We start from the raw sequence: 26,623 nt of genomic DNA, 5'->3' as shown, positions 1-26,623 counted from the left end.
TCCGGTCCGAGGGCTCCCCCTGGAGGGCAGTGGACATGGCAGCACACGTACGGACGTCCGCATGCGCGGGCCTGGTACTCGTCGCGGCGGTGACGGCAGGCTGTTCGGGATCCGGCTCGCCGGCTTCCAAGAGCCCTCCCACCTCGGGCGCGTCGTCGTCCTCGCAGGCGGCCGGCGCGCAGAACAACGCGGCGCCCACCGAGTCCAACCCGCCCGGTGACATCCCCGACAACCAGGTGTACGTCCCCTTCCACGGAACCGGCTTCACCGTGAAGGTCCCCGAGGGGTGGGCCCGGACCCAGCGGGACGGCACGACGGCCTTCACGGACAAGCTGAACACCGTACGGATCCAGACGGCCTCCGAACCGGCCGCGCCCACGGTCGCCTCCGTGACGAACACCGTGGTCCCGCGTCTGCGCGCCCAGGTGCCGAAGTTCGCCGTACCCAAGGTGTCCGAGGCGACCCGGCACACCGGCCGCGTCGTCCTGCTGACCTACCAGGGCGACTCTCCGAAGGACCCGGTCACCGGCAAGGTCGTGCGGGACGCCTTCGAACGGTACGCCTTCCACCGGTCGGGCCACGAAGTGGACGTGACCCTGTCCGGGCCGGTCAACGCCGACAACGTCGACCCGTGGCGGATCATCAGCGACTCCTTCACCTGGCGGTGATGGCATGCCGGACGAGACGACGATCCTCACCGCCCGTGAGCTCTACCGCTTCTACCGGGCCGACGAGGAGGAGACGCTCGCCCTGCGCGGGGTGTCCCTGCAGGTGCAGCGCGGCGAGACGCTGGCGGTGGTCGGACCGTCCGGATCGGGCAAGTCGACCCTGCTGGCCTGTCTGGCCGGGCTCGACGAACCCTCAGGCGGTGAGGTACGCGTGGGCGGCCTGCGCATCAGCCACCGGCCGGAGACCGAACGGGCCCGGCTGCGGGCCCGGCACATCGGGGTGCTGCTGCAGACCCGCAACCTGCTGCCCCACGTGAGTATCCGCGACAACATCCGCCTGGCCCAGCGGGCCACCGCGGGCAGACCCGCCGTCTCCGCCCAGGAGCTGCTCGGCCAGGTGGAACTCGCCGAACGGACCCACGCCCTGCCCCGGCAGCTGTCCGGCGGCGAACTGGCGCGCGCCGGATTGGCCGTCGCACTGGCCAACTCCCCCGACGTCCTGCTCGCCGACGAACCGACCGGTGAACTCGACGGCGAGACGGAGCAGGTTGTCCTCACACTCCTGCGCAACCGGGCCGCCCGGGGCTGCGCAGTGCTGATCGTCACCCACAGCGCGGAGGCCGTGCGCGTCGCAGACCGCGTCATCGGCCTGGAAGACGGAAGGACAGTCGGTGCCGCGGTGGTGCCGGAGCGGCAGGAGGCCCCCGATGTCCTCGGATGAGACGCTCGTCGTCTGCCGGGACGCGGCGCTCACCTTCGGCCAGGGCCTACAGGCGGTCGTGGCCGTGCACGGCGCCGACCTGGAGATCGGGGCCGGCGACCGGCTGGCCGTCGTCGGCCCCTCCGGATCAGGCAAGAGTTCGCTGCTCCACCTGCTGGCGGGGCTGGAACAGCCCACCAGCGGCACCGTCACTCGGGCCGCATCACTCGGGCCGTACGGCATCGGTCTGGTCTTCCAGGGCGACAGCCTGATACCCGCCCTGAGCGTGGCCGAGAACACCGCCCTGCCCCTGGTTATCGCAGACCGGTCCGAAGCCCGGGCGCGAGACGCCGCCCTCGCCGCGCTCGCCCTGGTGGACGCTGCCGACCTCGCCGACCGCCTGCCCGAGGAGATCTCCGGCGGCCAGGCCCAGCGCGTGGCCGCCGCCAGGGTCCTGGCCCAGGAGCCGCGCCTGATCCTCGCCGACGAGCCGACCGGCCGCCTCGACCACGCCACCGGCACCCGGGTCCTGGACGCCCTGCTCACTGCAGCCGACCACACCGGCGCGGCCTTGGTCGTCACCACCCACGACCCCGCCATCGCCGCACGCCTCACGGTCCGGCGCACCATGCGCGACGGCCGACTGTTCGCACCCGAGGAGGTTCCGTGATCACCGACTGGGAGCCGGGGCCGACCCGTCACCGAACCGGACGTCTGTCGGCACCGGAGGAGAATTCATGATCACCGCCTGGGCCCGCGGCCTGGCCCGTCATCGCACCGGTCGTCTTCTGGCCGCCCTGACTGGGATCGCGCTCGCGGTCGCGCTCGTCGCCGCGCTCGGATCCTTCCTCACCTCGTCGAAGGCGACCATGACCCAGCGTGCGCTGCGCTCGGTCGCCATCGACTGGCAGGTCCAGGTGCAGCCCGGCGCCGACCCGAACACCGTGCTCTCCCTCGTGCGCAGGACGACCGGCACCAGGGCCGCCCTCCCGGTCGGCTACGCCCGCACCGTCGGCTTCACCGCCCACGTGCAGGGCAGCACCCAGACCACCGGCCCCGGCATGGCGCTCGGCCTGCCCGACGGCTTCCGCGGCCTGTTCCCCGACGCGCTCCGCCCCCTCTCCGGCTCCCCCAGCGGTGTCCTGCTGGCCCAGCAGACCGCTTCCAACCTGCACGCCGCCCCCGGCGACACCATCAGCGTCCAGCTGCCCGGCGCCGCAGCCCGTCCGGTGAAGGTCGACGGCGTGATCGACCTGCCCCAGGCCGACTCCCTCTTCCAGACGGTCGGCGCCCCCAGCCAGTCCCAGCCGACCGCGCCCCCCGACAACGTCGTCCTGCTGCCCGCCGCGCAATTCGCCGCCCTCACCCACGCCGCCACCGGTACGACCACCCAGATCCACGTCGCCCGCGACACCACGCGCCTGCCCTCCGACCCGGCCGCGGCCTACACCGCCGTCACCGGCGCCGCCCACAACCTGGAGGCCCGCTCCGCCGGCACCGCACTCGTCGGCGACAACGTCGGCGCCGCCCTCGACTCCGCCCGCCAGGACGCCCTGTACGCCCAGATCCTCTTCCTCTTCCTCGGGGTTCCCGGCGCGGTCCTGGCCGCCGCGCTGACCGTCGCGGTCGCCTCCGCCGGGGGCGAGCGGCGCCGTCAGGAGCAGGGGCTGCTGCGGCTGCGCGGCCTGCGCCCCGGCCAGATCACCGCCCTCGCCGGCCTGGAAGCGGCGCTCATCGGCCTGCTCGGCGGCCTGGCCGGACTGGGCATTGCCGCGCTCACCGGGCGCCTCGCCTTCGGCACCGCATCGTTCGGGACGGGCGCCGGCACCTGGGCATTCTGGTACGGCATCGCCTTCCTGCTCGGCGCCGCCGTGGCCACCGGCGCCGTCCTCATTCCCACCCTCCGCGACCTGCGGACGGTGACCGTGGCCGAGACCCGCAAGGAGTCCGGCGCACGCAGCACCCGAAACCCCTGGTGGGCACGCTACGGCCTGGACTTCGCCCTGTTGATCGGCTCCTGGCTGGTCTTCCGTGCCTCCTCCGGAAACCAGTACGCCCTGGTCCTCGCCCCGGAAGGCGTGCCCAGCATCTCCGTGTCGTACTGGGCCTTCCTCGGCCCCGCGCTGCTGTGGATCGGAGCCGCCCTGCTCCTGTGGCGCCTGGCGCTGCTGGCCCTCGCCCACGGCCGCCCCGCCCTCGCCCGGCTGGCCCGCCCGCTGACCGGGAAACTCGCGGGCACCACGGCCGCCACCCTCGCGCGGCGCCGACGCCCGCTCGCCCGCTCGGTGGTGCTGCTCGCGCTCGCCGTGTCCTTCGCGGCGTCCACGGCCGTCTTCAACGCCACCTACCAACAGCAGGCAGAGGTGGACGCCCGGCTGACCAACGGCGCCGACGTCACCGTCACCGAACCACCCGGCGCCCACATCCCACCCGGCGCGGCAGGGTCACTGATGGTCTCCGGCGTCCGGCACGTCGAACCGCTCCAGCACCGCTTCGCCTACGTCGGCTCGGACCTCCAGGACCTCTACGGCGTCAGCCCCGGCACCATCGCGCAGGCAACCTCCCTCCAGGACGCCTACTTCTCCGGCGGCACCGCCCAGCAGCTCATGCGGCACCTCGTCGAGCGGCCCGACAACCTGCTGGTCAGCGCCGAGACCGTCAACGACTTCCAGCTCTCCCCCGGCGACACCCTCAATCTGCGCATCCAGGACGCCCGCACCAAGGCCCTGCGCACGGTCCCCTTCCACTACGCCGGCATCGTCAAGGAGTTCCCCACCGCCCCCAAGGACAGCTTCTTCGTCGCCAACGCCTCCTACATCGCCAAGGCGACCGGCAGTGACGCGGTGGGCGTGTTCCTCCTCGACACCGGCGGCAGCCACCAGCAGCACATCGCCGCCCAACTGCGGGCGAAGCTCGGCACCAGCGCCACGGTCACCGACCTCACCCAGACCCGGGGCACCGTCGGCACCAGCCTGACCTCCGTCGATCTGGCCGGCCTCACCCGTATCGAGCTGGCCTTCGCCGTCCTGCTCGCGACCGGGGCCGGCGGACTCGTCCTCGCCCTCGGGCTCGCCGAACGCCGCCGCACCTTCGCCATCGTCACCGTCCTCGGCGCCCGGACCTGGCAGCTGCGCGGCATGGTCCTCACCGAGGCCCTGATCCTGGCCGTGGCAGGCCTCGCCGGAGGCGCGCTGATCGGCTGGGCCCTCTCCGAGATGCTGGTCAAGGTCCTCACCGGCGTCTTCGACCCGCCGCCGGCCACCTTGGCCGTGCCCGGCGCCTACCTGGCCCTGACCGCGCTGGCCGCCCTGACCGCCGTACTGGCGGCTGCCCTGAACGGAATCCGCCGCGCCCGGCGCCCCGCCGTCGAGGAACTGCGCGACCTGTGAGCCAGCGCGCGACACGTTACGTGTCTACCCTGTCGGCCATGGGCACGCCCACCGCACCCGACAACAGCCGCTTCCGGGTCCTCGTGGTCGAGGACGACAACGTCATCGGCCACCACCTCCAGACCGGCCTGCAAGGCAACGGATACACCACCGCCTGGAGCCGCACCGGCGCCGCCGCCCTCACCGAAGCGACCCGCACCCCCTACGACGCCCTGCTCCTCGACCTCGGCCTGCCCGACATGGACGGCCTCGACGTCGCCCGCACCCTGCGTGGCCGCTGCCGGGACCTGCTGATCATCATCCTCACCGCCCGCACCGACGACATCGACATCATCGCCGGCCTGGACGCCGGCGCCGACGACTACCTCGTCAAACCCTTCAGCCTCACCGTCCTGCTGGCCCGCCTGCGCGCCCACCTGCGCCGCCAGAGCATCACCTCCGCCGCCGAGCAGCCGATCCGCCTCGGCGACCTCGTCATCGATCCCGTCGCACGCCGCTGCCACCTGCACGAGGCGGAACTCCCCCTGCGCCTGAAGGAGTTCGAGCTGCTCACCCTCCTCGCCCGGCACGCGGGCGAGGCCGTCTCCCGTGAGACCCTGATGGCCGAGGTCTGGGACGAGAACTGGTTCGGCTCCACCAAGACCCTCGACGTCACCATGGCCGCCCTGCGCCGCCGCCTCACCGAGGCCACCGAGACAGCCCCCGGCCCCAGCCGCCTGCCCCGCATCACCACACTGAGAGGACACGGCTACCGCCTGGATCCGTGACTCGCGTCGTTCACACCGGCGTCCCGTGGTTCCCACCGCTGGCCGGCGTTGGACCGGTACTCCAGCAGCACTTCGACGTTTTCCCTGATGGGACGCGGATTGGGTGAGTGCAGTGGGCTGGTCGCCGACCCGTGTCCTCATTCCCGGCCCCCCCTCGTTCGTGTGCAGGTGAAGCACGACCGCTCGCCACACGACGGCCACTGACACGCCGCCCCGCAACACGACACTCGCCGGGGCGAGGCAGCCGCTTCCAACACCGGGGCTTCGTGAGAACCGCGGCGCGAGAAGTGCGCGCCCCGCAGGCCGGCCCGACACTGCGACGCCCGACCTGCGACCCATGTCGGACCTCCACGCTGCACAGTCAGCACCAAGTCAGCACGGGAGAGGTGAGAACGGGTGACGACGCAAGGACCGGGCCGGCGCCGGACCGTACTACCTGCTCTTGATTTGTACGCGCTTGATGTTCACCGGCAGCGTCGGAAAGCCGTCTCCCGGCCCGTTCTGGTCGTCCTCGCCGCCCGCCGCGATCTTCTGGAGCACGTCGAGGCCCGCGGTCACTTTGCCGAACGGCGTGTAGGCGGGCGAGAGTTTGGTGTCCTTCCAGACGAAGAAGAACTGGCTTCCGTTGGTGTTGGGCCCAGCGTTGGCCATCGCCACCGTCCCGGCAGGATAGGTCGCCCCGGTCAAGTTCTCGTCCGGGAAGGAGTAACCGGGTCCGCCGCTCCCCGTGCCGGTCGGGTCACCGCACTGGAGCACGTAGATGCGTGCGGTGGTGAGCCGGTGGCAGTGCGAGCGGTCGAAGTAGTCGCGCTGGGCGAGGAACTTGAAGGAGTACGTGGTGCAGGGGGCCTTGTCGGTCAGTGCCCTGAAGGTGATCGTGCCCTGGCCGGTACGCAGCGTCGCGCTGTACGGCTTGGCGGCCTTCACCGGGTCGAAGACCGGTATCCCCTTGAAGTTGTCTGCGGGAACGGCCGGCGTGTAGGTGCAGGCGGCCGACGGCGCGGCAGGGGGCGAGGTGTCGGCCGTGGCCTGCGTCGCGGTGCCGAGGAGGAGCAGGGCGGAGGCGGCGAGCAGGGCGCTTGGCTTACGGAGCACGAAACGGTTCCCTTCGGGTCAGCACCGTATGGGCATGTCATGGCCGCCTCATCCTGCCCGCTCCGCCGTCCGGGTGAAACCCCTGCGCCATGCACCGTCAACGGGCCGGCCGACGGTTTCGGACCAGCCAGCCGAAACCCTCGCTCCACCACCCCAGGACGGGGCAGGACCTTGAAGCCACTGATGTCATCGGTCCGCCTCACGATCTCCACGACGATGCCCAACGCGTCGCGGGCCCATGAAAGCAGCGTGCAGTCAACGGAGTTGGCGAATCCGCCGTCGGCCCACGCCAAGCTGATCGTGCGAAAGGCAGCCGTGAGCCGGGCCAGCACGGTGCGGCCTGTCGCGCGGTCCTGCCCGGACGCGGAAGTGACCGCGACGACCAGCAGCAGGCCCAGGCACCATGGCGCACATGTTGAACTACAACCTCGCCGTCCCCGATGTAGACGACGCCGGTGTCCTGTCCGCGCTGGTGGCTGAGGGTGACGAGCTCGACGTCCTGGTCAGGGCAGTGGACGACTGGTCCATACCGACACCGGCACCGGGCTGGACGGTCGCCCACCAGATAGCCCACCTCGCGTGGGCGGACGCGAACGCACTCAGCGCCTTACGCACTCCGGACGCGTTCGGCGCCGAGCTCGGGCGGGCGGAAGCCGAAGGCAGCGGGTATGCAGACAAGGCCGCCGCCGCGGGAGCGGCCAAACCGCGGCCGGTACTTCTGGACGAGTGGCGGGCCGGTCGAGCGGAACTGGCGGCGGCACTGCGCGACACGCCATAGGACCACGCATTCCCCTGGTACATGTCGAAGGTGACCCCGGCCCTGATGGCGCCCCTTCGTCTGATGGAAACCTGGGCACACGGGCAGGACCTCTTCGATGCTGTGGGCGTGGCACACCGCCCGACGGATCGACTGCAGCACGTGGCGTCGCTGGGCGTGTTGGGACGGGCGCTGTCCTTCGCCGCCGTCGGACTGCCTGAGCCGGCGGACCTCTTCCGCGTCGAGCTCACAGCACCTGACGGACGGACCTGGGTGTGGGGCCCCGAGGCTGCCGCGCAAGGGGTACAGGGCGGCGCTGTCGACTTCTGCCTGTGTGTCACCCGGCGTCGCCCCTGGTCCGAGACCAACATGACGGCGACCGGGGAGGACGCCCAGAAGTGGCTGGAGGTGGCGCGCGTCTTCCTCTGAAAGCGTGTCGGGGTGCCTGGGTCGTGGGAGACGCGTGACGGTTGCGATCTGCCCTCTGGACACGCCGACGGTCCCGATCACGTGGTGTGTGCCAGTGCGACAACTCCGAGGCCGTCAGCGGCCCATGCTCGGCGCAATCAGCCGGCCATCCGACAGGCTCGCAGGCAGCTCGTCAAAGATATGCTGCATGCCGCGCGCGAGGACTGAACGCACCCACGGGTTGACCCAGGACGCGTAGGTGGGGGGGTAAAACAGACCTCGCTCAGGAGCGTCGGGCATCACATGCGCGTAGGTCTGATGGGCGATCCGCGGGTCGCGATGCCCAGTCGAACTGCTGCAATGTCACAGCGCACGCCTCACCGATGCGCAGCCCGGCCCCGGCCCGTTGCCCGGCCACCGGCTTCCCGTCCACCAGGCGGAGCTGGTCGTGTTGTTCGCCCGACCGCACCGCCTCACCCGGACGCGGCGACGCACCGCGGTCGGGAAGTGAACTGCGCGCAGCGCACGCTTCGCCAGCCGCTGTAGGCGATGGGTTTCATCGTTCCTGACGCACCTCGACGACGCGGGAAGAACGCCGTGCGCTGGGCCAGCAGTGGTCGGTGTCCATTCACTGAACGGACACCTGCACCGGGATAACTGGAGCCAGCTTGTTTGGACAAGTTCCCTCTAGTTCCCAGTCGACGTCCCGCTGATCACCGATCGCTCGGTGTTCAAACAGGGTTGGTGTCCGCTCGCTTCGACGAGCGGGTTACAGCAGCCATCCCCGCCTATCCACGTTCATGTGAGGAGCTTCCATGGCCAGCGATCCGATCACCCCGACGCCCGAGTCCGAGCGTGGCGACAGCCCCGGGACGTCGATCGGCACTACCCGCCGTCGGTTTCTTCGGGGAACGGGGGCCGCCGCTGGAGCGCTGGCGCTCGGCGCGACTGCCGCGGCGGGCGAGGCGTATGCCGCTGCGACGCCAAGGTACGTCTTCCCGAAGGGCTTCAAGGGCAACATGTCCGACCTGAAGCATGTCGTGATCCTGATGCAGGAGAACCGGTCCCTCGACCACTACTTCGGCACATTCCCCGGCGTACGCGGCTTCAACGACAAGCAGGCGCTGCGGTTCCAGGACGGCACCACCGTCTTCCAGCAGAAGGACGGGAACGGCAACGTCGTCACCCCGCAGGTCGACGACGGCACCTGGGGCAACGACCACGGAGCCTGGGGTGACGTCGACCATCGCAAGTGGGATCTGTGGGTGCAGCACAACGGCTCCAGCTGCATGAACTACCACAGCGACGCCTACATGGGCTTCTACCACTCGGTCGCCGCCCAGTACACCATCGCCGACCAGAACTTCTGCTCCGAGTTCGGCCCGACCGACCCCAACCGAAAGTACCTGTGGAGCGGTACCGCCAACAGCGAGACGGGCAACACCGATGAGTCCAACTACTCCCGTCCCTGGATCACGGTGGCCGAGCAGCTCCAGCAGGTCGGCATCGACTGGCGGCTCTACTCCGACAACAGCGGCAACGGGCGACAGGGTTACATCAGCACCTGGGTCGGCGACTACGGCGACAACGAGCTGAAGTACTTCAAGGGGTTCGACCCGGAGGGGCTGAGCGCCGACGACCCGAAACTGCAGCCCGGCACCGGGCTGATCTGGCGTGGCAACGCCACGTACTACTCCGGCATGACCTCGCCGAACGACGACTCCGACGACAACCTCGACGCGGTCCTCAAAAGCCTCCACGACGCCTGCCAGCCGGGTGCGGAGCACCCGCTGCCGGCGGTCTCCTGGATCGTGGCGCCGTACGGCTGGTCCGAGCACCCGGGCGCGGACAGCCAGCACGGCGAGCGCTATACCAAGAAGGTGCTCGACATCCTGCAGAGCAACCCCGATATCTGGAACCACACCCTCTTCATCCTCAACTACGACGAGAACGACGGGAAGTTCGACCACGTGCTGCCGCCGTGGCCCGAGCCGGGCACGGCGCGCGAGTACGTCGGCGACTACCCGCTCGGCTTCGGTCCGCGAGTGCCGATGCTGCTGGTCTCGCCGTGGACCCGCGGTGGCCACGTCGCCTCGGAAGTCTTCGACCACACCTCGACGATCAAGTTCCTTGAGACCTGGGCGGCTCACCTCGGCAAGCCGTTCCGCTGCCCCAACATCAGCGACTGGCGGCGCTCGATCGCGGGCGACCTGACCAGCGCGATCGACTTCGCCCACCCGCAACCGGGGCCGGCCACCTTCCCGGACCCGCTCGCCGAGCAGTCGCTGTCCATCGCTGCCGACCACATGAAGCCGCGCCCGCTGAGTTTCCATCCGCACGCGGTGATCTCGCAGGACCGGGCATCGGGGACGGTCACCGCCAAGATGACCGTGACCGGCGGCCCGAAGGACAAGGCATTGAGCTTCCAGGTCTTCCCCGACAAGTACCAGGCTTTCTCCAACACGCCGTTCACCGTCACAGCGAGCAAACCGCGCGAGTACACCTGGGACGCCAAGGCCACCGACGGCAAGTACGCGTTCTCGATCTACTCCAACGATGGTTTCGTGCGCTCCTTCGCCGGCCGGGTCGCTCCCGCTGGAGAGATCGACGGTGGCCTCCCGCGCGTGGAGGCCCACCTACTGAGGGGCGAGGGCACCAAGCACGAGGCCCAGGTGAAGCTCGCGTTGCACAACGACGGCACCGAGACCGTGCACTACACACTCACCGCCAACGACTATCTCCACCGTACCCGGAGCGTCACGGTGGCCCACGGCGAGACGAAGCTCGTCATGTGGCCGACCCGGGAGGGCTACTACGACGTGGTCGTCACCGTCGACACCGACGAAACCTGGACGCAGCGCTACGCCGGCCGGATCGCCACCGCCGGAAAGGACTGATCTGCCATGAGATCCGTGGCGACGTCGGCCGTCCTGGCCGCCGTCGCCACGGGCGCTCGCCGTCCTGGCCGCCGTCGCCACCGCGCTCGCCGTGCTGGTCACCGAACCGCGCCCGTAGTCAGTTGCCCGACGCCGGACGCGGGTGTGCACTACCTGTAAGGCGCGTGCCGAAAGTAACTGGTTGTGACTCTGCGGCCTGTGCTTCCATACCGAAGTGAGTATCGAAAACTCCGGGGCTGCTGTGGAAAGGCCAGGCCGCTGGGTCCGGCGGCGGACTGATGGCGATGTCGAGACGTGCGTGCGGGTTCTCGAGGAAGTCCATCGATGTGACGGCTACCCGGTGAACTGGCCGGACCAGCCTGATCGGTGGCTGTCGCAGGCCTCACTGTTGGGGGCCTGGGTCGCTGAACTTGGCGGCCGTCTCGTTGGCCATGTCAGCTTGTCCCGCGGCGGTGAAGGAGATCTGGCCCCCGGCTTGTGGAGCGAGCGGAACGGGGCGAGTAAGGACCTGACTGCCGTAGTCAGCCGACTGTTCGTCGCCCCGCAGACCAGGGGGCATGGGATCGGTGCACTGCTGGTCGGCCAAGCCGTGGAGGAAGCACTACGTCGTGGCCTGCACCCGGTGCTCGACGTAGTGGCATCCGATACTGCCGCAGCAGCCCTGTATGAGCGGTTGGGCTGGGAACTGTTGGCCACGGTCGAGCAACAATGGAGCCCGTCTCAGATGGTGACCGTTCACTGTTATGCGGCGGCATCGTGATGTGACTGGTCACAGCCACTCGTTGATGGCTGCGACGAGGACGGTCGCCTCGTAGCGGACCGCCAGCTTGATGCCCCTATGGATGTCAACACGCTGATACCGCAGTGCACTTGGGCGGGTTGATCGTCTGGTAGATCTCTCGTGCGACGTAGCGTCTGAGGCAGCGGATGGCTTCACGGCGGCTCTTACCCTGGGCAACTCGACGTTCCATGTAGTCGCGGGTGCCGGCATCCCAGCGCAAGCCGGCCAGTTCGATGGTGTAGAGCGCGGAATTGGCCTGGCGGTCGCCGCCTCGGTTGAGCCTGCGCCACTGGGTCTTACCCGAGGATGCCTCTACCGGGCTGACGCCGCAGAGTGCGGCGAAGGATGACTCGCTGCCCGTCCGGTCCGGGTTGTCGCCGGCCGCTGTCAGCAAGGCGGCGGTGTCCGGGCCGGCGCCGTAGCGGTCCAGCAGACGTGGTGCGCAGACGGCAACTGCCCTGGTGATCCGCGTGGTGAGGTCGTTGATCTCCTCGGTGAGATGCTGGATGCGCCTGGCCAGCAGCCGAAGTGTGTGGCGGGCCGCCGCTGCCGGGGCAGTGTCGTCGGCGGCCTCCAGCTCGGAGCACTTCCGGATGAGTTTCGGATTGCTCAGGCCACTCAGTGCCTCGCGCAGGGCGGGGTCGGCGGCGACCAGGACGGCCTTGAGCTGGTTGATCGCCTGTGAACGGGACTTCGTCGCGGAAACCTTGGCCATTTTGAACATGCCTGTGGCCCCCACTGGGCCGTTGCTGGTCCTGGCGGTGGCGGTGGCACGTCGAGCACGAGTTCTCGCCGAGACAGGCGACGACCGCAACCGCTTCGCCGACGCCCGCGGGCTGAAGGCCTACGCCGGATCCGCACCGATCACCCGCGCCTCCGGCAAGGAACACCACGTCGGACGCCGCATGGTCAAGGACAACCGGCTCCACCACGCCGGCTACCTCTGGGCCTTCTCCTCCCTGCGCTCATCACCCGGCGCGCAGGCTGCTGCTTGACTTCTCCAGATCCCGAGATGTCTATCGGGACACGCCCCTGGAGATTGGGGCGGATAGTGAACATATGGCCTCTCACTTCGCTGTCTCCGCGCCTCGGCCAGTCCGGTCGACACTCGGGATCGGTCCTGGGCCGAGTCTGCGGGCGACTTCATAGGCCAGTCCCAGTTCGACGACCCATCGCGGGTCCGAAAGGGACCGTCCGGTGCGCGCTTCCAGCCGGCGCAAACGGTGCCTGACCGTGTTGGCGTGGACGTAGAGTCGCTCGGCGGTCCGTTCCGCGGATCCGCCGTTGTCCAACCACGCCCCGAACGTTTCCAGCAGCAATGCCCGTTCGGCGATGGAGACTCGGTCGAGCCCGGCGAGGGTGGTGCGGGCGACCCGCTGCATGACCTCCGGATCACTCGCCGCCGTGACCGCCAGCGGATCCCGGTCGAAGACGACGACCTGGTGGCCGTCGAACGCGCTGTGCAGCGCGATCCGGGCAAGCCGCAGGGCCGAACCGGTCTCGCGCAGGTCCGCGTAGGGCGGGCTGACGCCGATGAAGCCGGCCCCGGTCGACGTCAGCGAAGCGACCAACCGGTCGAAGCGGTTCCCGGACCCGGAGACGCAGGCGATGCCGATCTCGACGTCATGACCCAGTCGCCAGACCGACGCGATACCGGCCCGGCCGAGGAGGGACTCGATGCCGGGCAGTGCGTGCCGGCCGATGGACGGCACGTTCGCCACGACGACCGCGTACGGGCCCGTGTGCGGCAGCCCCAGGAGATCGGCAGCCTCCCACAGACTGGTCTCGGTGAGTCGCCCTTCGAGCAGTGCCTGCAAAAGCGCGGACCGCCGCTGCTCCTGGGCAACCAACCGCTCGGCGAGCTCCTCGCGGTAGCCGTCGGCCATCTGCTGGGTGTGGGTGTGCATCGCGCTCCACACCTCGGAGGCGGCCAGCAGCGCGGAACGCCCGGACAAATCGATGTCCACGGCTGCGGCGGCCAGCTGTTCCCACAGGTACCAGGCCCCCACCCGGTATCCCTCCATCACCGCGGACAGCGGCACCCCCGCCTGGGCGCGGGCTCTTCCGTGTCCCCGGGCGTCGTCGTCGGCCGGGGAGGGTACCCGTCCCATCCGGCCGAACAGCCGGTGGACGTTGTTGAGCGCCGCCTCGTACAGCACCTCTCTGGGCACCGCGTCGCTGCGGTAGACCGGAACCGCCTCCCGGATCCTGGCCGTGGCGCTCGCGGCGAGTTCCTCGGCGCGTTCGAGCATTCCGGCGGCGAGCAGCGCGACCTGTTCGTCGATGACATCGGGATCAGCGTCCGGCGAATCCGTCATGCCGGTCATCCTAGATGCGTGGGTGCCGCGTCGTGGACCGGGACAACCACGGCCCGGAAACCGGGTGGGCCGCAACAGTGACCGAGCACGGGCAGGACGCGAGGGTTGCCGGTATCAGCGGACCCACCGAAGGCAGGAAAGACAATGGTCCTCGTCCCCAGGGAAATTCAGGACATAGAACGCGCCAACATCTCCGGCCGCAAGCCGGTCGTGTTCGTGCACGGTCTGTGGTTGCTGGCCGGAACCTGGCGTCCGTGGTGTGAGTTCTTCGAGGAGAAGGGATACGCACCCGCTGCGTCAGCCTGGCCGGACGATCCCGAGACGGTCGAGCAGGCGCGCGCCCGCCCCGAGGTCTTCGCCCGCAAGCGCGTGCGTCAGGTCGTCGACCACACGGCGGAGGTCATCCGCCGATTGAACCTGAAGCCGGCGGCGGTCGGCCATTCGATGGGCGGTCTGGTCGCGCAGATCCTCGCCGGGCGCGGGCTGTCGTCGGTGACGGTGGCGATCGGCTCCGCGCCGTTCCGGGGGGTCCTCGCGCTCCCGGTGTCGGCGCTGAAGGCGGCGATGCCGGTCGTGGGAAACCCGCTCGACTACCGGCGTTCGGTGGCCTTGACGTACGAGCAGTTCCGCTTCGCCTTCGCGAACGCCGTCAGCGAGAAGGAGGCCAGGGAACTGTACGAGCAGCACGTGGTCGCCGCCTCGGGAGTTCCGCTGTTCCAGGCGTCGAACGCCGCCATGAACCCGCTCACCGAGGTCAAGGTGGACACTCTCACGCCGCAGCGCGGCCCGCTTCTCCATATAAGCGGCGAGAAGGACCATTTCGTACCGTGGGCGATCTCCAACGCCGCGTACAAGAAGCAAAAGCGGAACCCGGGCGTCACCGCCCTCCAGGGAATCCCCGACCGTGGCCACTCGCTCGTCTTCGACAGCGGGTGGCGCGACGTCGCAGAGGCGACACTGGCCTTCATAGAAGAGCACCAGAACCTCCGGTGAAGCCGATCCACCGTCGGCCGCCGGGCCGGACGTGACACGCGCCGGCAGATTCCGCGCCGCACTGCTCACCTTGCTGCGCCGCTGAGCGCGCACCTCCTGCGGGGTGCCGGCGGGCTGGTCCCGCCGCCCCCGCGCACTTCCTCCACGCGCCCGCTGCGCCGCCGGGCTTCCCCGGCTGCTGCGGCCGCGGTTCGCCCTGCCCTGCGTCCTTCTTGTGTCCCGAAGAGAGGCTCGTCCCGATGACTACAGCGACCACCAGGCCGCATCCGACGCCGAGGAAATCGCGGGGCCGATCCCGCGTCAACTGGACCCTGATGATGCTGCTCGCGCTGGCGATCAGCGGATACTTCGTCGGTCAGTACATGACCGGCAGCCTCCAGACGCTCGGCCACGAGAAGGTCGGGCTCGCGAACACATACGCGCACCGCCCCTTGCCGGTCCAGGCCGCGTTCTACGTCCACATCACCACGGCGGGCCTGGCGCTTGCCGTGGGACCGTTCCAGTTCGTCACCGCGATCCGACGCCGACGCCCCGGGCTGCACCGCCGGCTCGGGCGCACCTACGTGGTGTCCATCGCACTCGGCTCGGCCGCCGCCTTCGTCATGGCGTTCTTCAGCAGCGCGGCCGTGGTCGGCTTCTTCGGATTCGGCAGCCTCGCCGTGCTCTGGGGCTGGACCACCTTCCGCGGATACCGGGCGGCACGGCAACGCGACTTCCCCAGCCACCGCGCCTGGATGATCCGCAGCTACGCCCTGACCTACGCGGCGCCGACCCTGCGACTGTGGCTCGGCATCCTGATCGGCGTCCAGATACTGGCCGGCCGCGGCGCGGACGGCCAGACCATGTACGAGACCGCGTACGCAGCCGTCCCGTTCCTGTGCTGGCTGCCCAACATCGTCGTCGCCGAGTTCATGATCCGACGACGCCACCTCCCCGGACTCCGCTTGTCGTCGGGGTGATGAACGTGCTGTGCACCGACCTGTCTCCGCAGAGGTCCCGAAGACGCTGATGGCCGAGGCGGCACAGACGTCCCAGGTGGTGATCACCACGGGCCGCGCAGGTGCCCGTCCCCCGTCCTCGCAGTGAGGTGGTCAGGGAGATTCGACGGCCCTGCCGGTCAGACGTCGAGACCGTTCGCCCGATCAGGGACGGCCAGGAGCACCGGATGGTGCCCTGATCGGCCGCCTGCACCAAGGCTCGGGCATCACCGTAGGCCCGCACGACATGGCTTACGGGATGATGCACCGCGAATCGACCGCATCCGCCTCAGCCTGAAGTCGGCCGAGACGGGCCGTCACTTCACGTTGAGCGCGACAGTCGGCCTGGTGTTCCGAAGCAGGCCAGGTCGAACCACCCGGCTCCCGGCTCCCGGCGATGGCGCACGGAGCCGGTACCGCCCGCTCAGTTGTCACCTGGCCGGGTGGCGTGGCTCCGGATGTGGGCGATGGCGGCGTTGAGGCCGGCACGGAGCGGGGCGACGTCGCGGCGGGTCTCGGTGAGCAGCAGGCCGCCCTGGAGGGCGGTAAGGGTGACCAGTGCAAGCTGATCGGGGTCGGCGTCGGGATGCAGCTCGCCGCGGTCGCGCATCGAGGCCAGGCCGTCGCGGATGGCGCTCTCCCAGCGGGCGAATCCGGTGACGAGGAGCTTGCGGGCCTCTTCGTCGACGTCGGCGAGTTCGCCGGCCAGTGAACCGATCGGGCAGCCTCCCCGGCAGGCGCGCTGGCGCTGCAGGTCGATCAGCAGGTCCCGCCATGCCTCCAGCGCGTCGAAGGAGTCGAGTCGGCCGAGGAGGGGCTGCTGGGCGTCGAGAACCTGTTGCGTCTGATGCACGATGACCGCGCGGACCAGTTGGTTCTTGTCCTTGAAGTAGTGGTAGAGCTGCGAGTTGCTGACCCCCGCACTCGCCCGGACGTCCTCGGTGCTGGTGCCGGCGACGCCGCGCTCGAACATCAACGCGGCGGCGGCCTGCACGATCCGGGCGCGTGTCGCCCGGCCCTTGGCCGTCAGCCGGACCTCGTCCTCGGACATCACGGGGCGTTGTGTCATGCACGGAAGAGTAGACCGTTCTGGCCTTGACAGGCCATTTTCTCCGGGCAAGGATTGGCTTGTTCGGTCCAAAATGCTGCAAGCCGCCGCCCCTGTCGACGCCGATCGGCCGGCAGCAGGGCGCAGGCGGCTCGATGCCGGGAGAATCCTCATGACCATGCAGACCGACCCGATCGCCCAGCAGGTGAGCCGGCTCAAGGCCGCCATGGCCGGACAGGCGCCGACGGAGGCTCTGGCAGTCTTCGAGGCCGAACAGGCCGAACTCAACGCCGCAGGAGTGCCCGCGACCGCCGCAGCCCCCGGCACCCGGCTGCCCGACGTGGAACTGATCGACGCGGAGGGAGCACGGGTCTCACTGCACACCGTGATCGACGGACGCCCGGCAGTGATCGTCTTCTATCGTGGCGCCTGGTGCCCCTACTGCAACATCGCGTTGAAGACCTACCAGGACGAGCTGCTCCCGGGTCTGACCGAGCGAGGCACGGTCCTGGTGGCCGTCAGCCCGCAGAGGCCGGACGGCTCGCTGACCATGCAGCAGAAGCACGAGCTGGAGTTCCCGGTCCTCTCCGACCCGGGCAACGTCCTTGCCGGAGCGCTCGGAATCCTCACCGCTCCGACCACGGAAGCACGAGAGGCCCAGGCCAAGCTCGGCGTCGATCTCAGCACCGAGAATGCCGACGGCACCCACATGATTCCCATGCCCACCGTCGTCCTCACCGATACCGACCACATTCTGCGCTGGATCGACATCCGCCCCGACTACACCACTCGCAGCGAGCCCGCCGCCATCCTCGCAGCCCTCGACACGGCCCATTAGGAGTCGAAGTCCCGGCTCTGCCCCTGAGAGCAGAGCAGCCGGCGGGTGACTCTCGGACAGCCGACAGCGACGACGCCACTCGGTGTCGCCGCCTGGAGTCCTTGAGCCGCTGCGCATCACGCCCGGCACGTACGGGTGAAGGCACCAGCGGCCTTCCCTCCGGAGGGCACCGCCTGGTTGGCCTGGCCGGGCCGGGCCTGCCGCCGCAGGCCCGGGACGGGAAGGCCGCGGTGCTGCCCACGGTGGAACACCGCTGCGCGCGGTCCAGCATGGACCGCAAGCTCGCCACACTGCCGTGGTTCTGTGAGTTCCGCACACGCCACGAAGCGCCGCTTGGCGGGCCGACGGTGGCGATGCGGAGCCGATGCGGTTCCAGGCCGCCAGCCTCGACCGACTCGGACTGCGTGTTCGTCCATGCCTGGGGCCGCCCGAACGGCCGCCTGCCCACCTTCTCCGGCGCCTACGTCCCGGTACTCCGGCTGCGCCGCCGTACCGGCATCGCCCTGGAGACGTGCCGGTTTTCGCCCCGGTGGCACGTGCCCGGGCAGGCGGCGTCGCCCGGTCCCGGGCTGCAACCGCGCCGTGCACGAGCAGGGCGTGTGCTCCGGGCCGTGCCCAGCGGTGGCACCGGCTCGGCACTCCCGTGGACCGTCGGCGCGTCTCGGCGCAGGACCGCTGTCCGATGGACCACTCAGGAATTCTCAGCCGGTGCCGAGGACGTTGTCGATGTAGGCCGCCAGCGAGACCCGCAGTGCTTCGGGCGCCGTCTTCTGATGGTCAATCAGGTGGGCCACCAGGTCGGCGCGGATGGCGGCCAGCAGGGCGTGAGCGGTGAAATCCGGTTCGTGGACGCCGGGTACTTGGTCCAGCGCCTCGCGAAGGGTCTCGTGCCACCAGCCGTAGTGCTCGGCCTGGTAGGGGCTGCTGAGGCCGGCCTCCTCCGCGGCCGACATCAGGTTCCGGTTCTCGATCTTGAAGCGCAGTGCGGCGTCGAGGAGGTCCAGCACTCGTCGGCGGGGCGAGGACCCGCCCACGCCCTGGGCTTCACCCACGGCTTGCTGCAGGGGTTTGAGGCGGGAGGCGATCACGGCGCCGATCAGGCCGGCACGGTCGCCGAAGCGGCGGAAGAGGGTGCCCTTGCCCACACCGGCGGCCGCGGCGATGTCGTCCATCGACACGCTGTGGGGGCTGCTGCTGGCGGCGAAGAGGGCGTCGGCGGCAGCCAGGACGGCTTCTCGGTTGCGCACCGCGTCGGCGCGCTCTGTGCGCTGGGCCACGGGTCCTCCTCGGTCTTCGGACGGGGTGTCGGACCGTCCAGGGCTTCCCGGAACAGATGTGCGATGTCCGGTGGGTTCACTTGTACGACGCCTCGCGCCCGGCTGCGCCTCCTGCAGGGGCGGCAGCCGAGCGGTCTGCGGGGTGTGCGACGCGTCAGAGCGTGTCGTCGAGCCAGTCGAAGATACGCGCTACCGCCAGGCGGATGGCGCCCGGGTGGCAGTGGGCGTCGGCGCCCTCTTCCTCGGTGAAGGTCAGCAGTGTCTTCGGTGCGGTGAGATGCCGGTACAGCTTGCGCGGATCGGATTCCTCGGCGGCGGAGTAATACAGGTCGCCGACCGCCTCGCACACCAGCACGGGGCAGGTGATCTTCCCGGCGCTGCCGTCCTTGAAGCTGTAGCGGGCGTACTCGGCGAGGAACTCCCGGTCGGTCGAGGACTTGGTGACGTAGCGGCCGTGGTCGCAGGCCCAGCGCACGATCGGGCTCCGCGCGCGGGCGTCGGCGATCATACGGTCCAGTTCCTCGTCGTGTTCGGATGCCGCGCGCCGGACCACCTCGTCGTGCGGCAGCGGAAGGTGCGCGGTCAGCGCGGATACGGCGTCGAAGACACCGTCGAGGGCGACGACGGCCGCACGCCGCGGCTCGTAGGCGGCAGCCCGGGGCGCGAGGTAACCGCCGAGACTGACGCCGAGCAGCGCGACGCGGGCCGGATCGACGCCGGGGTCCCGGACGAGGAAGTCCAGGACGGGACCGACCACGTTCTCCCAGTCCGGCCGGAAGGCCGGCCCGTCCCGGTGGATGGCCGAGGGCTGCCCGGGGCCGTCGAACGTCAGGACGTGGTAGCCGCGTTCCTGTCCGCCGAGCGCGCCGAAGAAGTGCAGTTCCTCGGCGGCCCCGTCGAATCCGTTGTGCATCACCAGCGCCGGCTTCGGGCCCTCGCCCGCCGCCCGGTAGAAGTAGCCGTGCAGCACCGTGCCCTCGTACGGGATCTCCACCGGCGTGACGTCGGGAAGGTGGGCGACGGCATCACGGAAGCAGGTGACACTGCGATCGTAGGCATGGTCGATCCGTGGATCGTCGGGATTGCCGTGGAGGAAGAACTCGGCCGCCCGGTAGTAGCTGGAGGCGCGCAGCAGTCCGTCGCGTGCGCTGATGGGGCGGCCCGCGCGTGCCTCCGTCTCCAGGCGCTCGGCGGTGGACAGCCAGGCGTCGTGCCAGCTGTCGTAGTCGCCGGAGGTGACGCGGGAGGCGGTGGCGATGACCTCGCCGACGTCCGAGCCCCCGTAGGTGGCGAGGCCGAGGTTGCGCAGGGTCTCGAACCAGAACGCCGGGTCGTCGTGGAACATCAGCTGTTTCATGTCAACTCCCTTTCGGCGAAGGCGCGGAAGGTGCCCGGGAGGCGTCCGGTGAGGCGCTGGACGGTGTCGGTGACGCGGTCCTCGGCTCCGTCGGCGATGGCACGGTCCATGCCGGCCAGCATGGTGGCGAACTCCAGCGGTATCTCGGTCGCCCAGCGGTCGCGCAGCTCCTCGAAGGTCAGCTGCTGGTGGACCACGGCTCGGCCGGTGACCTCCGTGATGACCGCGGCGACGTCGGCGTAGCTCAGCGTCTGCGGTCCGGTGAGGATCAGGTCGGTGTTGGGAGCCTGCTCATCGGTCAGGGCGCGTACGGCGACGGCGGCGATGTCGGCCGCGTCGATGAACCCGACGCGGCCGTCCCCCGAGGCCGACCGGATGGCACCGTCCTCACGGATGCTGTGCGCGTGCGGGGTGGAACCGGTGAAGTTCTGCATGAACCAGGAAGGCCGCAGCACCGCCCACTGCTCGAACAGGCCCGGCAGTTCCTCATGGACCTCTCCCACCGCCGGACCGCCCGCGGGGATCGCCGACGAGCTGAGCAGCACCGCGCGATGCACACCCGCCGCACGGGCCTTGCGGAGGAAGGGCAGCATGACCGCGGCCGGGCTGGAGGAGCCGATGGGCGGGACGAGGTAGACGCGGTCGACGCCGCCGAGGGCCTCGTCCCAGGTCGCGGGCTCGTTCCAGTCGAAGCGGACGGCCTGCGCCCCTTCCACCGGAGTGGCGCTCCGGCCGGCGGCCTTGACGCGATGGCCCTCGGCGATCAGCCCGGCGACGACGCGGCGGCCGGTGGTGCCGCTGGCCCCGATGACGAGGGTGGCGCTGGTGGCGTTCATCGGTTCGTTCCCGTGAAATCGGCGCCGGGCTGCGACACGGCGAGGGGGTTCCAGTAGTCGCGGTAGGAGGTGATGCGCCCGTCCTCGACCGTGACCACGGCGATGTAGGTCATGTCGAAGGGACTGTCGGTCTCCACCAGGCGCCCGACCCCGCGCATCTCCACCACGACCGTCTCGGGGACGGTGGTCTGGTGGATCGTCACGTCGGGGAAGTCGTGGACGTCGACGCGGTCGGGGTAGTGGCGCATGTATGCGCCGACCGCGCTCTTCCCTTCCAGCCGCTTGGGCCAGCCTTCAGGCGCGAAGGGGAACTCCAGGACGCCATGGTCGTCCCACAGGTCCACCCACCCGGGGATGTCCTTCTCCAGCAGCAGGTCCAGACCGTGGCGGTACAGCTCCGCCGGTGACATGGGCATGGTCATGACGTCCGTTCGCTCGAAGATGCAGCAGTCCCGGCCCGTCGGACCATCGCCTTGCGTCGCGAGATCCGCGACGTGGTCCGGTGACAGCCGCGCCAAGACGGGCCACTCGTAGCTATGCGGACCATCGGTCCGTATAACTGAATCTTACGGACCGGCAGTCCGTTTTGCAAGCCCAAGCGTGGGCGCCACTCCGACCAGCCGTTCGACGGCCCGCGGCCAGTGAGCCGTGACCCTGCTCTCTCCGCCCTGCGCCCACACGCGTTGAGGGCGGCAGATCCCACCGGTTCCACCAGCAACTCCGCGGCGTCGACGGCCTCCAGGGCCTCCCCGAGGATCGCGAAGGGACCTCGGCGGGCCGTCGTCGCCGCGGCCGGTGCAGCGGATTCGACAGCCTCCGCCGAAGACGTCGGGAACGCGGTGGCGAACAGACCCGGATTGTCCAGCGCGTAGCGGATGTAGCCGTGCCCAACGGCGGCGAGCCGGTTCACCGCGTCGGCACCTGCGTCACCCGTTGCGGTGAGGCGACCCAGCTGGGCGTCCATGGCGTCGGCCAGCCCGCCACGGGCCAGCCGCGCCACCTCGGCGATCAAGTCGGGTAGCGAGGCGAAGTGCCGGTAGGCGGCCGGCCGGGAAGCCGCGCCATGAGGGTCCGCCGGGCCTCGGGGGGTGCTCCGTCCACCCGAGCAGGCTCACGCCAGGCGGCAGCACCGCCGGCATGCGGGACGGGACCGTCGTCACGCCAAACCCGCCGGCAACCAGCTGCAGCTTCCTCAGCCAGTCCCTCGTTGCGTGGACAATGTGCGGCCGCCCAGGCAGGCCCGGCCAGACCCCGACCAGTCGACGTACGTGGGCGCCTCACAGACCGGGGACCTCGGTCGGATCACGCCTGGAATCAAGATCCGGACCGAGGAACTCCTGGAGGCCCACCCTCTTTCCAAGGTCCTGATGTCCATGCCCGGCATCGGCATCAGGACCGGAGCCCGCATCCTCATCGACGTCGGCGACGGCACGTCCTTCCCGTCCGCCGCCCACCTCGCCGCCTACGCCGGCCTCGCCCCAGCAACGAGAAGCTCGGGCTCCTCGATCCGGGGCGAACAGCCATCCCGGCGGGGAAACAAGCAGCTCAAGCGGGCCTTCTTCCTCTCCGCGTTCGCCGCGCTGACCGACCCGGCCTCCCGCGCCTACTACGACAAGAAGATCACCCAGGGGAAGCACCACACCCAAGCCATCCTCTGCCTCGCCCGACGCCGAGCGGACGTGCTCTTCGCGATGCTCCGCGACGGCACCATCTACCAACCACCAACCCCGATCACCCCTTGACCAAAGTCATAGGGGCACCCCCCCAGATGGACCCCGCCCCACCGGCGCTGATCCGCCCGCGCGAACGGCTCGAACATCTCCGCTGCGAAGTCCTCCAGATCACACCGGACCGCGGCCAACTCCCCACCCAGCACACTCGCTCAACGACACACCCGCTCAAACGGACACGCCACCGGCGAACGAACCTGACCAAGCCCTACTAGGGCCTGTCCGGCGGGTCACTGTGCTGTCGGCTCCATGTCCTGCATGGCGAGCTACCCGCGTGGGTGAACCAAGATCCGCCAGACATGCGCGGCGAGGTGGTGCGGGTCAGTGCAGTGCTCTACAGCCCGAGTGCCACGTTCTCCCACGGTTCGGCCAGGCGTAGACGGCCATAACTGGGGAGGGGCGGCGCTGTCCCTGTGGGCCTCCCAGGCCGCGGGACTTGAGCGCGGGGGCCGAATGCCGCACCAACATCACCTTTGGACGTATGGAGATAACCAGGTACTGTGCAATGCATGGAACCTGACATCGCAGGTAAGCCCGCCACCAGCAAGGCGGAGAGCCAGCTCCGCAAGGGGGTGCTGGAGTACTGCGTGCTGGCGATCTTGCGTGACGGCCCGCGCTACGGCGTGGAGCTGCTCGAAACCCTCGGCGCGGTGAACGGCATGGTCACGAGCCAAGGGACGATCTACCCCTTGCTGTCGCGGCTGCGCCGCGACGGACTGGTGGAGACCAGATGGCAGGAGTCCCCCAGCGGGCCGCCCCGGCGCTACTACGAGCTGACGCCTGCGGGGCATGCGGCGCTGAAGGAGTTCACCGCCATCTGGCCGCACTTCCGTGACGCGGTCGACCACTTCATCACCGACTGAACCGACTGACGGGAGACCACCATGACGATCACCGAGCACCCGCTGGTGAAGAATTACCTGGCCACTGTGGCGCGTGAAGCGGCCGGCCTCAGCCCGGAACGCCGAGGCGAGCTGCTGGCCGACCTGGAGGAGCACATCGCCGTGGCCTTCGCCGAGGAGCCCGCCTCCGGTGACGACGGGATCCGCACCGTGCTCGCACGCCTCGGCGACCCGCGCACCATCGCGGCGACCGCCCTCGGCGAGGAGCGCCCCGCTCCGCAGGCGAGCCAGGGGCGCACCCTCGCCCTCCTTGGGCTGCTGGCGGTGACCGGCCCCCTGACGGCCTTCGCGCCCCCGCTGGGCATCGTCTTGATCGGCGCGATCTGGTGGCTGTGGACCGTGCCGCAGTGGCGCAGCCGCGACAAGGCGATCGGGACGACTGCCGCCCTCGTTCCGCTGCTGCTCCTGGTGGCGCAGTGGATGATCCCCGCGGGTGCGCCGGGCCTCGGCCTCGGAGCGTTGTTCATCCCGTTCACCCTGGCCGTCCTGGCACTCCCGGCCGCTGCCGGCGTCTACCTGCTCCGGGCGGCGAGGCGCGGTGGCATGGCCCGGTTCGGGGCCTGATCACGCGTGCCCGACACGCAGTTCGTGTGCGAGACGGCTCGCCACTGCGGCGGCTCATAGGAAAGGTGGAGGCATGGCCAAGCCTGTTCACGCGGCTCTCGGGGGCGTGTGGATCAAGTGCAACTTCTGTCAGGGAGACCTGTTCAGGGACCGAGAGGTCAAGCTCAACAGCTCCGGCATGGAGTTCATGAACTGGGGTTGGGCGAACGAGTCGGCAACGGGCCTGATCTGCTGGAACTGCGGCTATGTCCATCTGTTCGTGAACAGGGACCTCAAACTGTACAAACAGAAGAAGGGCTAGCCAGGACGTGTCCCTTCAAGCAGGGACCGGTCCAGCAGGCCCTGCCCCGTTCCTTGCGTTCCAGAGTCTGTCCGGTGCGTCCGTGGCGACCCACCGGACAGACCCCCGAAGGCCATGAAGATGTTGGAAATGGGTTGTTCGGCTGGTGGGACGGGTGGCCCGTTCTCCCGGGTCAAGCGGTGGCCGGGGCGATGGTCCAGGTTCCGTTGTGGTGGTCGAGTCCGAGGATGATCAGTCGGCGGAGATTGAGGGTGGCGGCCCGGTGATGGATCCAGCGTTCGCCGTTGGTGGTGCCACGGCAGGGTAGGCGGCGGTTGCCGTGGGCGACGAGCCAGGCGATGACCCGTTCGACAGGTGGTCGCCAACGCCGGTACTGGGCCTGCCGGTCGGGATCGTTGGCGGCCTGTTGTCGGGATGTTGCTTGTAGGTGGTGGTGCGGGCGCCAGGTGACGACCCGGCCGCCCTTGGCGGTAGTGCACCGGGCCGGCAGCGGACAGCCGATGCACTGCTGGGCCGTGAACCAGGCTTTGCGCTGCTGGTGGCGACCGCCCGGCGGCAAGAGCGTGGTGGTGTGCCCGGCTGGGCAGGTCCTCCTGCGTGACGGAAACGCTGGGGCGTGGCCGTCGCCTTCGGGCCTGTTGGAGTCGTCCTCCGGGGAGGCGCCGAGAATCGGGTGGATCGGCCGTCCGTCACGGCGGTGCCCAACCGGTGCGAGCGGGTTGGGGGAGCAAGGGGTGCGTGATGGGTGACCATCACAGGTCTCCAGCAGCCCCGCGCCGGTGATCAGGGGACCCGACCGGCCGGACCGGGCCGTATTTCAGGAGTCGGACGCGAAGGGTTGCATGCGTGCGATGAGCAGGGCGACATCATCCGGATCAGCGGGAAGCCGGAGTTCGCGAAGGAGTCGGTCGCAGGTTTCCTCCGGGGTGAGGTCGGGTGCGTCAAGCAGGTGCAGGAGGGTGTCGAGGCGTTCGTCGATGGGGTGATGACGGACCTCGACAAGTCCGTCGGTGTACAGGACCAGCCGATCGCCGGAGCCGACGGGAAAGGTCGTGGTCGTGAAAGGGACGCCGCCGACCCCGAGCGGGGTGCCGGTCGGAAGGTCGAGCAGTTCCGGGTGCTTGCCATTGCGCACCAGGACGGGGGGCAGATGGCCGGCGACGGAGATGTGGCACTCTGCGCGGTGAGGGTCGTAGACGGCATAGACGCAGGTGGCTATGTACTGCTCAAGCCCTGAGGTGATCTTGTCGAGGTGATGGAGGACCTGGGCAGGGTCCAGGTCGAGGTCGGCGAAGTCGCTGGTGCCGGTGCGCAGGCGGCCCATGGTGACGGCCGCGTCGATACCACTGCCCATGACGTCGCCCACGACCAGCACGGTCTTGTCGCCGTCGAGCGGGAGGACGTCGTACCAGTCGCCGCCGACCTCGTAAGCCGCCTGTGCAGGCCGGTACCGGGAGGCGACTTCCAGGCCCGGGAGGTGCGGCGGGTGGTCCGGGAGCAGGCTGCGCTGAAGGGTCTCGGCCGTATTGCGCACGCTCTGGTGGGAGCGGGCGTTGTCGATGCACACGGCTGCGCGGGAGGCCAGCTCACCGGCGAGGGCGAGGTCGTCCTCGTTGAAGGGCTGCGGGTTGCGGGCGCGGCTCAGCCCCAGGAAGCCGAGGATCTGGCCGCGGGCGATGAGCGGGAGCAGCATGTAGGAGTGCACGCCGGCGCGGGCCAGCAGCGTGGCGGCGCGGTCGTCGCGGGCGATGCGGGCCATGGCGGCGTCATCCATGTGGGAGACCAGGATCGGCCGGCCGGTGCGTACGCATTCGGTGGGCAGGCGGTCGGCGTCGTAAGCAGCGATCTCGCCGGGCGGGTCGGCGTCTTGGACGGCTTCGGTGGCATAGGCGGCCTGCACCGCGAGGGCGCGGAAGAGCGCGGGACCGTCGCCCATGGGCGGGCGGTGCTGGTGGAGGACGGAGTCGAGGACGTCGACCGTGGCCATGTCGGCGAGCTCGGGAACGGTGACGCCGGCCAG

At 69.7% G+C, this 26,623-nt stretch carries 24 protein-coding genes and 4 pseudogenes; 16 read left to right on the top strand and 12 right to left on the bottom strand.

Features of this window, described 5'->3' with window-relative positions:
- Window positions 1–35: 35 nt before the first annotated feature.
- The 5 genes from ACFZCP_RS44610 (at window position 36) to ACFZCP_RS44590 (ending at window position 5,524) form a co-directional block, all read left to right on the top strand.
- On the top strand, window positions 36–668 hold the full coding sequence (locus ACFZCP_RS44610; RefSeq protein ID WP_391442625.1) for a hypothetical protein: 633 nt from the start codon (window positions 36–38) through the stop codon (window positions 666–668).
- Between the two features lie 4 nt (window positions 669–672).
- A complete protein-coding gene (locus ACFZCP_RS44605) occupies window positions 673–1,389 on the top strand; it encodes an ATP-binding cassette domain-containing protein (RefSeq protein ID WP_391442622.1) in 717 nt (238 codons plus the stop codon).
- Window positions 1,376–2,038, top strand: coding sequence for an ATP-binding cassette domain-containing protein (locus ACFZCP_RS44600; RefSeq protein WP_391442619.1), 663 nt, complete (start codon window positions 1,376–1,378; stop codon window positions 2,036–2,038). The genes ACFZCP_RS44605 and ACFZCP_RS44600 overlap by 14 nt, the downstream gene beginning before the upstream one ends.
- A 67-nt stretch (window positions 2,039–2,105) precedes the next feature.
- The gene (locus ACFZCP_RS44595; RefSeq protein WP_391442616.1) at window positions 2,106–4,757 is read left to right on the top strand and encodes an FtsX-like permease family protein; all 2,652 of its coding nucleotides are present in this window, start codon (window positions 2,106–2,108) and stop codon (window positions 4,755–4,757) included.
- Between the two features lie 38 nt (window positions 4,758–4,795).
- On the top strand, window positions 4,796–5,524 hold the full coding sequence (locus tag ACFZCP_RS44590) for a response regulator (RefSeq protein WP_391442614.1): 729 nt from the start codon (window positions 4,796–4,798) through the stop codon (window positions 5,522–5,524).
- 432 nt (window positions 5,525–5,956) lie between these two features.
- Here the strand turns inward: ACFZCP_RS44590 and ACFZCP_RS44585 are convergent, their stop codons facing one another.
- Window positions 5,957–6,619, bottom strand: a complete 663-nt coding sequence (locus ACFZCP_RS44585) for a peptidylprolyl isomerase (protein ID WP_391442611.1) — start codon at window positions 6,617–6,619, stop codon at window positions 5,957–5,959.
- A gap of 403 nt (window positions 6,620–7,022) precedes the next feature.
- Between ACFZCP_RS44585 and ACFZCP_RS44580 the strand changes: the two are divergent.
- The 3 genes and pseudogenes from ACFZCP_RS44580 (at window position 7,023) to ACFZCP_RS44570 (ending at window position 11,441) form a co-directional block, all read left to right on the top strand.
- Window positions 7,023–7,805 (top strand): annotated as a pseudogene (locus tag ACFZCP_RS44580) (TIGR03084 family metal-binding protein).
- Between the two features lie 794 nt (window positions 7,806–8,599).
- Complete coding sequence (locus ACFZCP_RS44575; protein ID WP_391442608.1) at window positions 8,600–10,681, top strand: alkaline phosphatase family protein; 2,082 nt, start codon at window positions 8,600–8,602, stop codon at window positions 10,679–10,681.
- A 298-nt stretch (window positions 10,682–10,979) separates the two neighbouring features.
- Window positions 10,980–11,441, top strand: a complete 462-nt coding sequence (locus ACFZCP_RS44570) for a GNAT family N-acetyltransferase (RefSeq protein WP_391442658.1) — start codon at window positions 10,980–10,982, stop codon at window positions 11,439–11,441.
- 85 nt (window positions 11,442–11,526) lie between these two features.
- Here ACFZCP_RS44570 and ACFZCP_RS44565 read toward each other — a convergent pair whose 3' ends face one another.
- Window positions 11,527–12,177, bottom strand: coding sequence for a transposase (locus ACFZCP_RS44565; protein ID WP_391442606.1), 651 nt, complete (start codon window positions 12,175–12,177; stop codon window positions 11,527–11,529).
- Between ACFZCP_RS44565 and ACFZCP_RS44560 the strand changes: the two are divergent.
- Window positions 12,161–12,448, top strand: a pseudogene (locus tag ACFZCP_RS44560) (transposase); the annotation flags it as partial. The gene ACFZCP_RS44565 and the pseudogene ACFZCP_RS44560 sit on opposite strands and share 17 nt — an antisense overlap.
- Window positions 12,449–12,529: 81 nt before the next feature.
- Here ACFZCP_RS44560 and ACFZCP_RS44555 read toward each other — a convergent pair.
- On the bottom strand, window positions 12,530–13,780 hold the full coding sequence (locus tag ACFZCP_RS44555; RefSeq protein WP_391442603.1) for a helix-turn-helix domain-containing protein: 1,251 nt from the start codon (window positions 13,778–13,780) through the stop codon (window positions 12,530–12,532).
- Between the two features lie 144 nt (window positions 13,781–13,924).
- Between ACFZCP_RS44555 and ACFZCP_RS44550 the strand changes: the two genes are divergently transcribed.
- Both ACFZCP_RS44550 and ACFZCP_RS44545 read left to right on the top strand, forming a co-directional pair.
- The gene (locus ACFZCP_RS44550; protein ID WP_391442600.1) at window positions 13,925–14,773 is read left to right on the top strand and encodes an alpha/beta fold hydrolase; all 849 of its coding nucleotides are present in this window, start codon (window positions 13,925–13,927) and stop codon (window positions 14,771–14,773) included.
- Window positions 14,774–15,012: 239 nt separating this feature from the next.
- Window positions 15,013–15,732, top strand: coding sequence for a DUF2306 domain-containing protein (locus ACFZCP_RS44545; RefSeq protein ID WP_391442597.1), 720 nt, complete (start codon window positions 15,013–15,015; stop codon window positions 15,730–15,732).
- Window positions 15,733–16,174: 442 nt separating this feature from the next.
- On the opposite strand, the gene ACFZCP_RS44540 is transcribed toward ACFZCP_RS44545, so the two are convergent.
- Complete coding sequence (locus ACFZCP_RS44540) at window positions 16,175–16,819, bottom strand: TetR family transcriptional regulator C-terminal domain-containing protein (protein ID WP_391442595.1); 645 nt, start codon at window positions 16,817–16,819, stop codon at window positions 16,175–16,177.
- Window positions 16,820–16,970: 151 nt separating this feature from the next.
- Here ACFZCP_RS44540 and ACFZCP_RS44535 point away from each other — a divergent pair, with 151 nt between their 5' ends.
- A complete protein-coding gene (locus tag ACFZCP_RS44535) occupies window positions 16,971–17,636 on the top strand; it encodes a redoxin domain-containing protein (protein ID WP_391442591.1) in 666 nt (221 codons plus the stop codon).
- A 701-nt stretch (window positions 17,637–18,337) separates the two neighbouring features.
- Here the strand turns inward: ACFZCP_RS44535 and ACFZCP_RS44530 are convergent.
- From ACFZCP_RS44530 to ACFZCP_RS44505, 6 genes and pseudogenes are all read right to left on the bottom strand, one after another.
- Window positions 18,338–18,913, bottom strand: a complete 576-nt coding sequence (locus ACFZCP_RS44530; protein ID WP_391442587.1) for a TetR family transcriptional regulator — start codon at window positions 18,911–18,913, stop codon at window positions 18,338–18,340.
- Window positions 18,914–19,067: 154 nt separating this feature from the next.
- Complete coding sequence (locus tag ACFZCP_RS44525; protein ID WP_391442585.1) at window positions 19,068–20,270, bottom strand: alpha/beta fold hydrolase; 1,203 nt, start codon at window positions 20,268–20,270, stop codon at window positions 19,068–19,070.
- Window positions 20,267–21,106, bottom strand: coding sequence for an NAD(P)H-binding protein (locus ACFZCP_RS44520; protein ID WP_391442582.1), 840 nt, complete (start codon window positions 21,104–21,106; stop codon window positions 20,267–20,269). The genes ACFZCP_RS44525 and ACFZCP_RS44520 overlap by 4 nt, the downstream gene beginning before the upstream one ends.
- Window positions 21,103–21,528: a nuclear transport factor 2 family protein gene (locus ACFZCP_RS44515; protein WP_391442579.1), complete on the bottom strand. Its 426-nt coding sequence runs from the start codon at window positions 21,526–21,528 to the stop codon at window positions 21,103–21,105. The genes ACFZCP_RS44520 and ACFZCP_RS44515 overlap by 4 nt, the downstream gene beginning before the upstream one ends.
- Window positions 21,525–22,070, bottom strand: a complete 546-nt coding sequence (locus ACFZCP_RS44510; protein ID WP_391442654.1) for a WHG domain-containing protein — start codon at window positions 22,068–22,070, stop codon at window positions 21,525–21,527. Before ACFZCP_RS44510 ends, ACFZCP_RS44515 begins: the two co-directional genes overlap by 4 nt.
- A 44-nt stretch (window positions 22,071–22,114) precedes the next feature.
- Window positions 22,115–22,365 (bottom strand): annotated as a pseudogene (locus ACFZCP_RS44505) (LysR family transcriptional regulator); the annotation flags it as partial.
- 72 nt (window positions 22,366–22,437) lie between these two features.
- On the opposite strand from ACFZCP_RS44505, the pseudogene ACFZCP_RS44500 reads away from it, so the two are divergent.
- The 4 genes and pseudogenes from ACFZCP_RS44500 to ACFZCP_RS44485 form a co-directional block, all read left to right on the top strand.
- Window positions 22,438–22,848 (top strand): annotated as a pseudogene (locus ACFZCP_RS44500) (transposase); the annotation flags it as partial.
- Window positions 22,849–23,345: 497 nt separating this feature from the next.
- Entirely contained in the window at window positions 23,346–23,699 is a 354-nt protein-coding gene (locus tag ACFZCP_RS44495) for a helix-turn-helix transcriptional regulator (RefSeq protein ID WP_391442577.1), read from the top strand.
- A gap of 21 nt (window positions 23,700–23,720) precedes the next feature.
- Window positions 23,721–24,302, top strand: a complete 582-nt coding sequence (locus tag ACFZCP_RS44490) for an HAAS signaling domain-containing protein (protein ID WP_391442574.1) — start codon at window positions 23,721–23,723, stop codon at window positions 24,300–24,302.
- A 73-nt stretch (window positions 24,303–24,375) separates the two neighbouring features.
- Window positions 24,376–24,603, top strand: coding sequence for a hypothetical protein (locus ACFZCP_RS44485; protein WP_391442571.1), 228 nt, complete (start codon window positions 24,376–24,378; stop codon window positions 24,601–24,603).
- A gap of 172 nt (window positions 24,604–24,775) precedes the next feature.
- Here ACFZCP_RS44485 and ACFZCP_RS44480 read toward each other — a convergent pair whose 3' ends face one another.
- Together ACFZCP_RS44480 and ACFZCP_RS44475 are read right to left on the bottom strand one after the other, a co-directional pair.
- Window positions 24,776–25,273 (bottom strand): transposase, encoded by a 498-nt coding sequence (locus ACFZCP_RS44480; RefSeq protein ID WP_391442649.1) that lies wholly within the window; start codon window positions 25,271–25,273, stop codon window positions 24,776–24,778.
- A gap of 147 nt (window positions 25,274–25,420) precedes the next feature.
- Window positions 25,421–26,623 (bottom strand): SpoIIE family protein phosphatase (locus ACFZCP_RS44475; RefSeq protein WP_391442569.1); only part of this gene is annotated, 1,203 nt, incomplete at its 5' end.

Origin of the sequence: Streptomyces sp. NPDC007971, assembly GCF_042958635.1 — a bacterium.
Taxonomy (GTDB): Bacteria; Actinomycetota; Actinomycetes; order Streptomycetales; family Streptomycetaceae; genus Streptomyces.
This window is presented reverse-complemented; position numbering and strand designations above follow the sequence as displayed.

Coding starts and splice junctions, on each gene's coding strand:
- ACFZCP_RS44610 (WP_391442625.1), top strand. CDS start 36: ATGGCAGCACACGTACGGACGTCCGCATGCGCGGGCCTGGTACTCGTC.
- ACFZCP_RS44605 (WP_391442622.1), top strand. CDS start 673: ATGCCGGACGAGACGACGATCCTCACCGCCCGTGAGCTCTACCGCTTC.
- ACFZCP_RS44600 (WP_391442619.1), top strand. CDS start 1,376: ATGTCCTCGGATGAGACGCTCGTCGTCTGCCGGGACGCGGCGCTCACC.
- ACFZCP_RS44595 (WP_391442616.1), top strand. CDS start 2,106: ATGATCACCGCCTGGGCCCGCGGCCTGGCCCGTCATCGCACCGGTCGT.
- ACFZCP_RS44590 (WP_391442614.1), top strand. CDS start 4,796: ATGGGCACGCCCACCGCACCCGACAACAGCCGCTTCCGGGTCCTCGTG.
- ACFZCP_RS44575 (WP_391442608.1), top strand. CDS start 8,600: ATGGCCAGCGATCCGATCACCCCGACGCCCGAGTCCGAGCGTGGCGAC.
- ACFZCP_RS44565 (WP_391442606.1), bottom strand. CDS start 12,177: ATGGCCAAGGTTTCCGCGACGAAGTCCCGTTCACAGGCGATCAACCAG.
- ACFZCP_RS44555 (WP_391442603.1), bottom strand. CDS start 13,780: ATGACGGATTCGCCGGACGCTGATCCCGATGTCATCGACGAACAGGTC.
- ACFZCP_RS44550 (WP_391442600.1), top strand. CDS start 13,925: ATGGTCCTCGTCCCCAGGGAAATTCAGGACATAGAACGCGCCAACATC.
- ACFZCP_RS44545 (WP_391442597.1), top strand. CDS start 15,013: ATGACTACAGCGACCACCAGGCCGCATCCGACGCCGAGGAAATCGCGG.
- ACFZCP_RS44540 (WP_391442595.1), bottom strand. CDS start 16,819: ATGACACAACGCCCCGTGATGTCCGAGGACGAGGTCCGGCTGACGGCC.
- ACFZCP_RS44535 (WP_391442591.1), top strand. CDS start 16,971: ATGACCATGCAGACCGACCCGATCGCCCAGCAGGTGAGCCGGCTCAAG.
- ACFZCP_RS44525 (WP_391442585.1), bottom strand. CDS start 20,270: ATGAAACAGCTGATGTTCCACGACGACCCGGCGTTCTGGTTCGAGACC.
- ACFZCP_RS44520 (WP_391442582.1), bottom strand. CDS start 21,106: ATGAACGCCACCAGCGCCACCCTCGTCATCGGGGCCAGCGGCACCACC.
- ACFZCP_RS44515 (WP_391442579.1), bottom strand. CDS start 21,528: ATGACCATGCCCATGTCACCGGCGGAGCTGTACCGCCACGGTCTGGAC.
- ACFZCP_RS44510 (WP_391442654.1), bottom strand. CDS start 22,070: ATGGACGCCCAGCTGGGTCGCCTCACCGCAACGGGTGACGCAGGTGCC.
- ACFZCP_RS44495 (WP_391442577.1), top strand. CDS start 23,346: ATGGAACCTGACATCGCAGGTAAGCCCGCCACCAGCAAGGCGGAGAGC.
- ACFZCP_RS44490 (WP_391442574.1), top strand. CDS start 23,721: ATGACGATCACCGAGCACCCGCTGGTGAAGAATTACCTGGCCACTGTG.
- ACFZCP_RS44485 (WP_391442571.1), top strand. CDS start 24,376: ATGGCCAAGCCTGTTCACGCGGCTCTCGGGGGCGTGTGGATCAAGTGC.